The following is a 10996-nucleotide window of genomic DNA, read 5'->3' as shown; positions in this document are numbered from 1 at the left end:
GGATGCCCCAGACACCCCGCCACCGCCCGCAACGCCACCCCCACCCGACCACCCCCCCCCACCCGCTCCAACCACCCCAACAACACCCGCACCAACTTCTTCTCCGGCCGCGCCACCACCGAATCCCCGTCCAACATCGCCAACAACGCCCGCCGATTGACAGCCAGTTCACCCGTCACGGGTTCCAGCCTGGTCACCAGGTCCAGGTAGGTGCGCTGTTCGCCGACGGCGCCGCCGCGGGCCAGTCGGGCGAAGCCGCGGGCCAGGAAGGAGGCGCGGTCGATCGTGCCGTCGGCGGTGAGCATGGTGAGGACGGTGGGCCAGCGTTCGGTGTCGGCCCTGGCGCCGCGGGGGCGGTCGAACCACAGGGCGGTGGGGCCGTCGAAGACCAGCGGGGCCAGGACGGGGGTGAAGCTGTCGGCGCGCAGGCGGGTGTAGAGGTCGGTGTCGGGCGACAGGACGGTGAGGGCGCTCCAGAAGCGGGGAAAACTGCGGTCACGCATCCAGTCGACGGTCAGGGTCGGTTCGGCGGGCGGCGGGGTGCCGGTGCGGCGCAGCAGGTGCTCGGCGACGCCGAAGAGCGCCATCGAGCCCCACCCGTCGGCCCGGCCGGCGCGGCGGCGGGCCAGCCGGAGGCCCACTTCCCGCTGCCAGTCCTCGGGTTGCGCGTGCAGGAGGTCGATCAGCGGCGGGCGGTCCCAGCCGGCGGCACCGTCGATCTCGCCGCGGGCCAGCCAGTCGGCGGCCTCGGCGGGGGCGCTGTGGCAGACGGCCCCGGCGATCAGCAGGGCGGTGGCCGCCCCGGCGCGGGAGGTCGCGCTGTCGCGCAGTTCGCGGCGCAGCTGCTTGAGCCGGGGCAGTTCGGCCCGGCGCCGGGCGTCCGGCATCGCCTCGACGAGGCGGGCGACCGCGGGGAGGTCGCCCGCGCGGATCGCGGTCACGAGGTCCTCGGTGCTCACCGCTGCGCCTCCCCGTCCGTCGTCATCCGGACCGCGAGCACGTGGCTGCACGGCCCGCGGCCGCCGCGGTGGCGGGCCCACCAGCGGCAGGTGCAGCCGAGGGCGGCGCCGTCGGCGGCGACCCGGACGTGGTGGGCGTGGTCGCCGACGGTGACGATCCGGACGTCCCCGACGGCCGGGCCGACGGCGTCGGCGGCGAGCAGGGCGCGGGCGGAGCGCAGCCGGGGGTTGCGGTCCTCGGCGCGGCCGCTCTCGTAGGGGAGGCGGCGGTGGAAGTGGGCGGCTTCGGCGAGGTCGTAGCCGATCTGGCCGGAGGTGGCGAGGTGGGCGAGGGCGGTGCGGACACGGTCGGGGGTCAGGCCGGAGTCCTCGGCGAGGTCGGCGGGTTCGATCCGCGGGTCCCAGGCGAGCAGGGCGGTGAGCGCCTCGACGTCCTCCTCCGTGCCGGTGGGCGTGCCCGCGGGGTCGGCGAGCAGGTCGAGCAGGCCGCCCTCGCCGGAGAAGCCGCGGGAGCTGTCGGGCGACAGGGTGAGGGTCAACCGGCCGCCGGGAAGGCCGAGTTCCCAGGCCGAGGCGGTGGGTCCGCCGGGGGTGCCGGGCGGGGCGTAGACGCGCAGGCCGGTGGCGTGGCGCAGCAGCGGGCGCAGCGCGGCGAGGCGTTCGGGGCCGGGCAGGCAGATCGCACCGGGGCCGGGCCGGGAGGTGGGGCGCAGGCCCGGCCCGGCCGGGACGACCCAGCGGACGGTGCCGCGGCCGGTGGCCGGGAGGGTGCGCAGGAAACGGACGGCCTCGGCGGCGGGCAGGTCGGCGCGCAGGTCGAAGCGGGCGGTGAGGACCTGGGTCTCGGCGAAGCCCTTGAGCCAGCGGGCGGGCAGCGGGACCTTGCGTTCGACCAGGGTGTCGGCGCCGACCGCGACGGCCATCTCCTCGGCGCCGACGGCGAGTTGCAGCCGTTCGCCGGGAGCACGCAGACGCAGCGCCTCGCGCAGCGGGGCGTTGACGTCGACGTTGGTGGTGCCGTGGCCGGTGGCGGCGCCGTCGAGGCCCTCGGGCAGGACGTCGAGCCGGGCGTGCACGCCGCCGCAGCCGGAGAAGGACTCGAAGCGCAGCCGGTCGCCGTCGGCGGTGACCACGGGGTCGAGCGAGGCGGCGCCGGTGGGCCGGTGGTAGCGGGTGGCGGCGACGTCGGCGACGGCGAGCAGGGCGGCGGCCGCGGCGTCGGGGTGGCGCAGCGCACCGGTGAAGAACCGGGGGTGGTCGGCCGCGCTGTGCGGGGTGGCGCCACCGCTGGTGGCGAGGTCCAGCCGGTGGGGGCGGAGCGCGGAGGGCTGCAGGTAGCGCAGGGCGTGAACGGCCGGGGTCATGGGCGGAACGCTAACCTCCGCCGCCGACAGGGCCGCTGGGGCTGCGGCGGGGGCGGTGGGGGCCGCTGGGCGCCGCGCGGGCCGCTCCCGCGTGACGGGCACCACAGGAGCCGCCCACTGCAACGTGTTCTAGCATGAGCCGGTGACCGCCCCCACCGTCCCGACGCCCGACCGCCCCTCCGGCCTGCGTTCCTTCGCGGACCTGCTCGGCATCGAGGAGCTGGAGGAGAACCTGTTCCGGGGCCACTGCCACGCGGGCGCCCCGCTGCGCGCCTTCGGCGGGCAGGTCGCGGCCCAGGCGCTGACCTCGGCCGGGCGCACGGTGGCGGCGGGCCGCGGGGTGCACAGCCTGCACGGGTACTTCCTGCGGCCGGGCGACCCGCGCCGTCCGATCGTCTACCAGGTGGACCGGGCCCGGGACGGCAGCTCGTACGCGACCCGGCGGGTGACGGCGGTGCAGCGCGGCGAGGTGATCTTCACCATGGCGGCCTCGTTCAAGCGCCCGGAGGCGGCGGACGACCGGCAGCGCACGATGCCGCCGGTGCCGGGCCCGGAGGAACTGCCGGACCCGTACCTGGCCTGGGAGCGGGACGCCCCGGAGGAGTTCGCGAACGCGGCCGTCTTCCGCGCCCTGCAGATGCGCTTCGTCCCGGCCGGTGCGCCCGGCCTGCCGCCGGAAGTGCCGGGCGCCCCGCAGCAGTTCGTCTGGCTGCGGACGGACCGGCCGCTGCCCGGGGACGACCCGCTGCTGCAGGTCTGCGCGCTGACGTACCTCTCCGACCTGACGCTGGCCTCCACCGCGGCGCTGCACCTGCAGCCGCACCGGGTGCACCGGGTCGAGGAGCCCCGGGTCTCCCTGGCCTCGCTGGACCACGCGATGTGGTTCCACCGCCCGTTCCGCGCCGACGAGTGGCTGCTGTTCGCGCAGCGCAGCCCGTCCGCGTCGGACGGCCGGGGCCTGGCGATGGGCGAGTTCTACGACCGGGACGGGGCGCTGGTGGCCTCCGCCGTCCAGGAGACCCTGCTGCGCGAGCTGCGCCCGAAGCGCCCCGGCACGGGCCGGGGGGCGGTCGTCACCCACCGGTGACCTCTCGCGTCGTACCGCGCCGAGGGGCCGCCCCGTATCATGGTTCGGGTGACCAAGGTTGACCTGTCACCTCGTCCGGTGGAGGCGATGTCCCCCCGTCAGCTCGAACGCCGCGGCTCCCTCCTGTCCGCCGCCCTGGCCCTGGTGACCGAGATCGGCGTGGAACGGCTCCAGATGAAACAGGTGTCGGAGCGTTCTGGCGTGGCCCTCGGTACCGCTTACCGGTACTTCTCGTCGAAGGACCACCTGCTCGCCGCCGCGATAGCGGACTGGCACCGGCTGCTGCTCGCCGACCTGGTCGGCGAGGTGGGGGCGGGGCGCAGCGCCTCGCCGACCGAGCGGGCGGTGCGGTTCGTGCGGCGGGGGATGCGGGCCTACCAGCGGCAGCCGGAGCTGGCCCGGCTGCGGGTGGCGGTGGCGACGTCCACGGACCCGTTCGCCAGTGAGGCGCTGCAGGGCCTGGCCCGGGCGGACCGGGCGGCGCTGGGGGCGGTGATGCCGGAGGTCCCGCCGGCCTCCGGGGACTTGGTGCGGCACATGGTGGGGCACGCCTGGCAGGGCGAGTTGACGGCCTGGGTGACGGGGCGGACCACGCTGGACGACGCCCGCACCCGGCTGGAGGAGATGGTCCGGCTGGTGCTGACCCCGTACGAGCCGCCGGCGCCGCTGTCCTCCTGAGCCGCCCCGTCCGGCCCCCCTCCGGCCCCGCCCGGTTCCGGCGTGCCGCGCCGGTCCGCGCGCCGGATCGTGGGGATAGTTCCGGTTATGTCCACATCTGCTGTGCCCCCGACGGACCGTCAGCCCCCCGCGCCGGACCAGGACGCCTTCCCGATCGACCGGGTGGTGTTCGGGGTCGGCGCGGCCGCCGTGCTGGGGGTGGTGGCCTGGGGCGTGTTCGCGGAGGACTCGCTGGGCCGGGCCTCGGACGCCGCGCTGGCCTGGGTGCTGCACAACTTCGGCTGGCTGTTCGTGGTCGCCGCGGACGTGTTCCTGCTGCTCGCGGTGGTGCTGGCGGTCAGCCGGTACGGCCGGATCCCGCTGGGCCGGGACGGCGAGCAGCCGGAGTTCTCCACGCTGGCCTGGATCGCGATGATGTTCTCCGCCGGGATGGGCATCGGCCTGCTGTTCTACGGCGTCGGCGAGCCGCTGCAGTTGTACGCGCAGCCGCAGCCGGGCTCGGGGCTGGAGCCGCAGACCCCGGCGGCGGCGCAACAGGCGCTGGAGTTCTCGCTGTTCCACTGGACGCTGCACCCGTGGGCGATCTACGCGGTGGGCGGCCTGGCGCTGGCGTACACCACCTTCCGCAAGGGCCGGGGCAACCGGATGTCGGCGGCGTTCGTGCCGCTGATCGGCGAGCGCGGGGCGAACGGCTGGAAGGGGCGGCTGATCGACCTGCTGTCGGTGTTCGCGACGGTGTTCGGCTCGGCGACCAGCCTGGGCCTGGGCGCGATCCAGGTCGCGGGCGGCCTGGGCTACGTCACCGACATCCGGGCCACCGAGGGCGTCGAGCTGGTGGTGATCGCGGCGCTGGGCAGCGCGTTCGTGCTGTCCGCGATGTCGGGCGTGCACCGGGGCGTGAAGTGGCTGTCGACCACCAGCGTGGTGCTGGCCTGCGTGCTGATGGTGTTCGTGTTCGTGGTCGGCCCGACGGTCTTCGTGCTGGACGCGCTGCCCGCGACGGTCGGCGGCTACCTGTCCGACCTGGCGGTGATGGCCACCCAGACCGGGGCCTTCACGGACGAGGACTGGCTGGGCTCCTGGACGGTCTTCTACTGGGCGTGGTGGCTGTCCTGGGCGCCGTTCGTCGGCACCTTCATCGCCCGGATCTCCCGGGGCCGGACGGTCCGCCAGTTCCTGGTCGGCGTGCTGCTGGTGCCCAGCGGGGCGACGGCGGTGTGGTTCGTGGTGATGGGCGGCTCGGCGATCCGGCTGCAGGCGACCGGCGCGGCCGACCTGGTCGCGACCATCCCGCGCGGCGCGGACGCCGGACTGTTCGAGATGCTGGAGGCGCTGCCGCTGGGCGCGGTCACCAGCGTGATCGCGGTGCTGCTGGTGATGCTGTACTTCATCACCTCCGCCGACTCGGCCTCCCTGGTGCTCGGCTCGCTCTCCTCCGGCGGCGCCCTGCACCCGCGCACCTGGCTGGTGGTGGCCTGGGGCGTGCTGATGGCGGCGGTGGCCGCCGCGCTGCTGCTGGCGGGCGGGCTGACGGCGCTGCAGAACGCCACGATCCTGGTCGCGCTCCCGTTCGTGCTGGTGATGCTGGGCCTGTGCGTGGCCCTGGTCCGCGAGCTGCGCACCGACCCCGCCGCGGGCGGCCCCCGCGCCCACCCCTCGCACGGCCTGCGCGACGCGGTCGGCGCGAGCGTCGGCGAGGAGTACCCCGACCGGTCTCGCCCGCAGGAGTGAACCCGCCGCCGCCCCGCCGCCCCGCCGCGGCCCGGCGGCGGCCCGCTTCCCCGTGCGGCGCCTGGCTAGGGCGCCAACTCCCGGACCTTTACCAAGGGTTCGTCAAGGTCCCGGCCGCCCGGCGGCGGTGGCAGGCTGGTCCGTGTCGGGCCCACGCCGAACGGCGGGCGCGGACGGCCGTCATCCGCCCGCGCCCGCCGCCGCCCCCTACGGACCCGGCCCCGCCGCCCGGGCCGCTGCGGCTGCTACGGCTACGGCTACTACGCGCGTCGACGATCAGCGGTTCGACCTGCGGGGATGCGGGGGCGGAGGTTCCGACGCCGAGACCCCTTCCAGACTTCACCCGCGTTTCGTGACCGCGTAACACCCCGCTGCCACGATCGGTGCCATGAACGCCCGCTCCCTCCCGCCGGCCCGGGACCCGCGCTTCCCGCTGCCCCGCCGACACCGCCGCCTGCTCGCCTGCGCCGCCGTCGCGGCCTCCGTCGCCCTGGGTTCGCTCGGCGTCGGCGCGACCGTGGATACCGTCCGCCACCAGGACGGGCCCGCGCGGGCCGCGGCCCCGGCCGGGCGCTGAGCCGAACGGGTGGTGGGCGCCCGCGGCCCGGCCGATACTGGGGGGAGCGGCCCGAAGGGAGCCCCGCCATGCAGACCGGCACCGTGAAGTGGTTCGACGTCCACCACGCCTACGGCTACATCACCCCGGACGGCGGCGGCCCGGACGTCGCCGTCTACTACGACTCGGTCGTCGCCGACACCGACGCCCACCGCTTCCTGCACCAGGGCCAGCGCGTCCGCTACGACGGAACCGTCCAGGAGTTCCGCCCGGTCGCCGAGCACGTCCGCCCGCTCACCTACTGACGGACCCCTCCGCCCCGAGCACCCGCCCCCGGGGGGCCACCGGCACGCGCCCCGCCGCCGGAACCGCCAGTACGCCGCCCGCCGGGCGGGAACGGCGAGCCGCCCGCTCCTCCCCCGCCCCGTCCTCTCCTCGTTCCCCGCTCCCCTCTTCCCTTCTCACACCACCTGCCGCCCCCGCCCCCGCCCCGCTGCCGGAACCGCCGGAACCGCCGGTGCGCCGCCCGCCGGGCGGGAGTGGCGGCCGCCGCCGGTGGGGGGTCCGGGTTCGGCGCGGGGGGCGTAGCGGGCGGCGGGGGCGCGGAGCAGCCAGGTGCGGCCCGCGGGGGCGGCGAGGCCCATCCGGTGGAGGAGGTCGAGCGCGTCGCGGCGGAAGGCGGCGAGGTCGGCGAGGTAGCCCGCGTCCCATCCGGCGCTCATGCCGTAGTCGTCGGTGATGTCGCCGAGGGTGCCGTCGATGAGCGCGTCGGGGACGAGGACGGCGGGCGGGGCGGTCTCGGTGTCGGCGGGGCGGAGGTCCTCGGCGAGGCGTTCGGCGAGCAGCAGGGCGGCCTGGGCGAGGGTGCCGGGGCCGGGGAGGGCGAGGTCGGTGAGTTCGTCGGCGGGGTCGAGCAGGGCGACGCCCTCGGCGCGGACCTCGGCGGTGAGGCCGAGGAAGTCGGCGAACCGTTCCGTCTCGGCGGGGGCGGCGGCGAGCAGGTGGGCGCGGGCGGCGGGCGCGAGGTCGTCGTACAGGACGACGGGGGTCTCGGCGAGCAGGCGGCGGACGGTGACCTCGGGGTCGGCGGCGGGCAGCGGGGGCGCGGTGAGCAGGTCGGCGGCGAGGGCGGCGGGCGGGCGCCAGTCGTCGAGCAGGGCGCGGACGGGGGGCGGGGCGGGGGCGCCGGCCAGGGCGCGGGCGAGGGCGGCGTACCCGGCGGGGTCGAGGCCGGGGAGCGGGCGGCCGGGCAGCGGGGCCTTGTGCAGGCGGGCGTGGGCGGGGCCGAGGGTGAGGCGGTAGCCGAGCAGGGTGCGGAAGCGTTCGGTGAGTGCTTCGGCGTGACGGCGGATCAGCGGGAGCCCGGCGCCGTGCGGTCCGTCGGCGGTGACCAGCGGGTGGGCCATCAGGAGCCGGGCGGCGGTGCGCAGTTCGGTGGCGGCGGCGAGGTCGCCGGTGGCGGCGGGGTGCTCGGGCTTGCGGTGGCGGCCGCCGCCGGTGGGGCGGGCGGCGGCCTGGGCGGGGGCTTCGCGGCGTATCCGGCGGTAGCCGAGCGGCCGGAACAGCGGCGAGGTGCTGTGGTGGACGGTGGGCCCGTGCCACCAGCTGGTGCCGGGGGCAGGTTCGGCCTGCCGGGGTGCGCCGCCGAGGTGCCGGGCGCCGTACGCGCCGAACACGGCGGTGGCCAGCAGGTCGGCCTCGGCGGGTTCGGCGGCGGCGAAGCGGGCGGCCAACTCCTCGGCGGCCGCGGCGGGTTCGCCCTCGGGGCGGGCGGCTGCGCGGGCTCCCGGGCGTGCCTGGGCGACGGGCCGTCCGGCCCCGCCCGCACGCCCCGTCCCCGTGCGCCCCGTCCCCGTCCCGCCGGTCGCCGTGACGGCGCCGACGGCTGCTCGCTGCCGCTCCATGTCGGTGCCAAGCCTAGACGCCGCACCGCCCGCTACGCGCCGGTAACAACCTCTTCCGCTGGTCGCCGCCGTCCCCTAGGGTTCCGGGCATGCCACACCTGCCCGATGTCGTGCTCTGGTCGATACCGGCCTTCGTGCTGCTCACCGTCCTGGAGATCGTCTCGTACCGCTTCCATCCGGACGAGGAGGAGCAGGGGTACGCCGCGAAGGACACCGCGACGAGCCTGACCATGGGCCTGGGTTCGCTGCTGTTCGACGCCGGGTGGAAGATCCCGGTCGTGGCGGTCTACTCGTTCCTGTACGAGTTGACGCCGCTGCGCGTCCCGGTGCTGTGGTGGACGGTGCCGCTGATGCTGCTCGCCCAGGACTTCTTCTACTACTGGTCGCACCGCGGCCACCACGTGGTCCGGATCCTGTGGGCCTGTCACGTGGTGCACCACTCCAGCCGCCACTACAACCTGTCGACGGCGCTGCGCCAGCCCTGGACCTCGGCCACCAGCTGGGTGTTCTACGTGCCGATGGTCCTGGCGGGCGTCCACCCGGCGGCGCTGGCGTTCTGCTCCTCGGCGAACCTGGTGTACCAGTTCTGGATCCACACCGAGCGGATCGGCAAGCTGCCCCGCCCCGTCGAGTACCTGTTCAACACCCCCTCGCACCACCGGGTCCACCACGCCTCGCAGGGCGGCTACCTGGACCGCAACTTCGGCGGCATCCTGATCGTCTTCGACCGGCTGTTCGGCTCCTTCGCGGCCGAGGCCGAACGCCCGGTGTACGGCCTGACCAAGAACATCGACACCTTCAACCCGCTGCGGGTCGCCACCCACGAGTACGCCTCGATCGCCCGGGACATACGGGGAGCGAGCACCTGGGGCGACCGGCTGCGCCACCTGACGGAGGGGCCCGGCTGGCACCCCGCGCCCCGCACCGAGACCACCACTGCCACCGGACCGGAGAGTGCCGCCGCATGACCGCCCTTCGCGACCCGCGCACCGCGCGGGCCCTGCTGATCGCCTTCACCGTCGTCTCGGCCGCGCACCTGCTGGCGATCGCCTTCGGGATCGGGCCCCTGCAGTACTCCACCAAGCCGCTGCTGATGCCGCTGCTGGCCGCCTGGGTCTGGGCCCTCGCCGCGCCCGGCACGCCGCGGCTGCTGGTGCCCGCGCTGCTGTTCGGCGCGGGCGGCGACATCCTGCTGGAGATCGGCGGGACGGTGGCGTTCCTGGCCGGGATGGGCTCGTTCGCGGCGGGCCACGTCTGCTACGTGACGATGTTCGTGAAGCTGGGCGCGCTGGCCGACCGGCGCCGGGTGCTGCTGGTCGCGGGCTGCTACGCGGTGGTCTGGGCGGCGCTGATCGTCCTGCTCTGGCCGGACCTGGACGCGGGGATGCGCGTCCCGGTGGCGCTCTACAGCCTGCTGCTGGCCTCCACCGCGGTGACCGCCTCGCAGGTCAACGTGCCGGCGGGGCTGGGCGGGGCGCTGTTCCTGTTCTCCGACACCCTGATCGCCACCGACCTGGCGGACTGGCGGCACCTGCCCGCGCACGGCTTCCTGATCATGGCGACGTACCTGGCCGGCCAGTACCTGCTGACGATCGGCACCCTGGAGCGCACCGGCGGCGTGGCACGCACCGACTCCTGAGGACGCCGACCGAGGCCGCCGGCTCCCGCACGCCCGCTCCTGGACGTCGGCTCCCGAGCGCGCGAGAAGGGCGGCACCCCTGGGGGTGCCGCCCTTCCCGCTGCCGTCGGCCGCGTGGGACGCGCGGCCTGCCGGGTACGGTGGGCGCGTACCGGACGGCCGCTCAGGAGGTCCGGCCGGCGGCCGCACCGCGGCGGCGCAGCAGCCAGAACCCGCCGACGCCGGACGCGACCAGCCCGGCGCCGACGGCCAGCCGGGCGCCGTTCACGCCGACCGAGCCGCCCAGGCCGGTCTCCACCCCGCCCTGCGGGAGCCGGGCGCCCTCCCAGACGCCCGCCCCGGCGGCCGCGCCGCTGCTGGTGCCGCTGGTACCGGCGACCGCGATGGCGACCGCGCCGACGAAGCCGTCCCCGTTGGGGCACTTGCCGTCGATGCCCCAGGACGAGTCGGTGGTGGTGCGCTTGGCGGCGGCCACGGCCATCTCCTGTTCGGAGATGACGGTGGCGCTGCCCGAGTACTTCCCGTCGGGGCCCACGCGGAGCGTGGTGGAGCCGCCGGCGAAGGCCAGCGAGGTCGCGGTGACGGTCTTCTCCGTGCTGCTCGCGCACGTGACACTGACCGAGACCGACTGCCCGGGCTGGGCCTGCGCGGGAGAGACCCAGGCGGGTTCGCTGCCCTTCGCGGACGCGGGGGCGGTGCCGGCCAGGCCGAGCAGGACGGTGGTGCCGAGCAGTGCGGCGGCGGCGGTGCGCGTCGGGCGCATGCCGTACCTCCAGGGGGTCGGGGTTGGGGCAGCGGCCGCGTGATCGGGCCGCTACTCCCGGTTGCCGACCACGCTAGGCAGCACCGCCCGCCCCGGCCAACTCGCAAGGCCGTTCGGGTCCGATCGATGCTCCGCCCCCGAACGACCTGCGGCCCCGCCCCGCCCCGCGAAGAGCCGACGAGGAACGGCCGGACACCGGACGGCACCCGGCCCGCGCGAGCCGGGCCCCGCCGGACCGACCGGACCGCGGACGGCCCGCCCGCCACGGACCCACGGCCGCCGCCCGCCCCTGCAAGGCGCGCCCTCCCCGGCCCG

The 10996-nt window shown here is 76.2% G+C and carries 10 protein-coding genes and 1 pseudogene; 7 read left to right on the top strand and 4 right to left on the bottom strand.

Annotated elements, in window-relative coordinates; genetic code table 11:
- Together OO57_RS44260 and OO57_RS30985 are read right to left on the bottom strand one after the other, a co-directional pair.
- Window positions 1-959: pseudogene (locus OO57_RS44260) on the bottom strand (hypothetical protein); the annotation flags it as partial.
- Window positions 956-2323, bottom strand: a complete 1368-nt coding sequence (locus tag OO57_RS30985; protein WP_033256049.1) for an SWIM zinc finger family protein — start codon at window positions 2321-2323, stop codon at window positions 956-958. The pseudogene OO57_RS44260 and the gene OO57_RS30985, both read right to left, overlap by 4 nt.
- A gap of 142 nt (window positions 2324-2465) precedes the next feature.
- Between OO57_RS30985 and OO57_RS30980 the strand changes: the two genes are divergently transcribed.
- The 5 genes from OO57_RS30980 (at window position 2466) to OO57_RS30960 (ending at window position 6680) form a co-directional block, all read left to right on the top strand.
- On the top strand, window positions 2466-3410 hold the full coding sequence (locus OO57_RS30980; RefSeq protein WP_033256048.1) for an acyl-CoA thioesterase: 945 nt from the start codon (window positions 2466-2468) through the stop codon (window positions 3408-3410).
- Between the two features lie 48 nt (window positions 3411-3458).
- Window positions 3459-4088, top strand: a complete 630-nt coding sequence (locus OO57_RS30975; protein ID WP_033256054.1) for a TetR/AcrR family transcriptional regulator — start codon at window positions 3459-3461, stop codon at window positions 4086-4088.
- Between the two features lie 87 nt (window positions 4089-4175).
- Complete coding sequence (locus OO57_RS30970) at window positions 4176-5819, top strand: BCCT family transporter (RefSeq protein WP_033256047.1); 1644 nt, start codon at window positions 4176-4178, stop codon at window positions 5817-5819.
- A 388-nt stretch (window positions 5820-6207) separates the two neighbouring features.
- On the top strand, window positions 6208-6396 hold the full coding sequence (locus OO57_RS30965; protein ID WP_033256046.1) for a hypothetical protein: 189 nt from the start codon (window positions 6208-6210) through the stop codon (window positions 6394-6396).
- 68 nt (window positions 6397-6464) lie between these two features.
- Window positions 6465-6680 carry a cold-shock protein gene (locus tag OO57_RS30960; RefSeq protein ID WP_033256045.1) on the top strand — a complete coding sequence of 72 codons (216 nt, stop codon included), beginning with the start codon at window positions 6465-6467 and terminating at the stop codon, window positions 6678-6680.
- 156 nt (window positions 6681-6836) lie between these two features.
- Here the strand turns inward: OO57_RS30960 and OO57_RS44255 are convergent, their stop codons facing one another.
- Complete coding sequence (locus OO57_RS44255; RefSeq protein ID WP_158715286.1) at window positions 6837-8279, bottom strand: DUF2398 family protein; 1443 nt, start codon at window positions 8277-8279, stop codon at window positions 6837-6839.
- Window positions 8280-8368: 89 nt separating this feature from the next.
- On the opposite strand from OO57_RS44255, the gene OO57_RS30950 reads away from it, so the two are divergent.
- Both OO57_RS30950 and OO57_RS30945 read left to right on the top strand, forming a co-directional pair.
- Entirely contained in the window at window positions 8369-9247 is an 879-nt protein-coding gene (locus tag OO57_RS30950; protein ID WP_051778463.1) for a sterol desaturase family protein, read from the top strand.
- A complete protein-coding gene (locus tag OO57_RS30945; protein WP_033256044.1) occupies window positions 9244-9918 on the top strand; it encodes a lysoplasmalogenase in 675 nt (224 codons plus the stop codon). Before OO57_RS30950 ends, OO57_RS30945 begins: the two co-directional genes overlap by 4 nt.
- Before the next feature lie 163 nt (window positions 9919-10081).
- Here OO57_RS30945 and OO57_RS30940 read toward each other — a convergent pair whose 3' ends face one another.
- Complete coding sequence (locus OO57_RS30940) at window positions 10082-10681, bottom strand: hypothetical protein (RefSeq protein WP_033256043.1); 600 nt, start codon at window positions 10679-10681, stop codon at window positions 10082-10084.
- Window positions 10682-10996 lie beyond the last annotated feature (315 nt).

Origin of the sequence: Kitasatospora phosalacinea, from assembly GCF_000717185.1 — a bacterium.
Taxonomy (GTDB): domain Bacteria; phylum Actinomycetota; class Actinomycetes; order Streptomycetales; family Streptomycetaceae; genus Kitasatospora; species Kitasatospora phosalacinea_A.
Note: the sequence above shows the minus strand (reverse complement) of the source record. Positions and strands in the feature narration are given on the sequence as shown.

What these genes read in the sequence shown, in the direction of transcription:
- OO57_RS30940 (WP_033256043.1), bottom strand. Translation starts at nt 10,681, where the DNA reads ATGCGCCCGACGCGCACCGCCGCCGCCGCACTGCTCGGCACCACCGTC.
- OO57_RS30965 (WP_033256046.1), top strand. Translation starts at nt 6,208, where the DNA reads ATGAACGCCCGCTCCCTCCCGCCGGCCCGGGACCCGCGCTTCCCGCTG.
- OO57_RS44255 (WP_158715286.1), bottom strand. Translation starts at nt 8,279, where the DNA reads ATGGAGCGGCAGCGAGCAGCCGTCGGCGCCGTCACGGCGACCGGCGGG.
- OO57_RS30970 (WP_033256047.1), top strand. Translation starts at nt 4,176, where the DNA reads ATGTCCACATCTGCTGTGCCCCCGACGGACCGTCAGCCCCCCGCGCCG.
- OO57_RS30960 (WP_033256045.1), top strand. Translation starts at nt 6,465, where the DNA reads ATGCAGACCGGCACCGTGAAGTGGTTCGACGTCCACCACGCCTACGGC.
- OO57_RS30950 (WP_051778463.1), top strand. Translation starts at nt 8,369, where the DNA reads ATGCCACACCTGCCCGATGTCGTGCTCTGGTCGATACCGGCCTTCGTG.
- OO57_RS30945 (WP_033256044.1), top strand. Translation starts at nt 9,244, where the DNA reads ATGACCGCCCTTCGCGACCCGCGCACCGCGCGGGCCCTGCTGATCGCC.
- OO57_RS30985 (WP_033256049.1), bottom strand. Translation starts at nt 2,323, where the DNA reads ATGACCCCGGCCGTTCACGCCCTGCGCTACCTGCAGCCCTCCGCGCTC.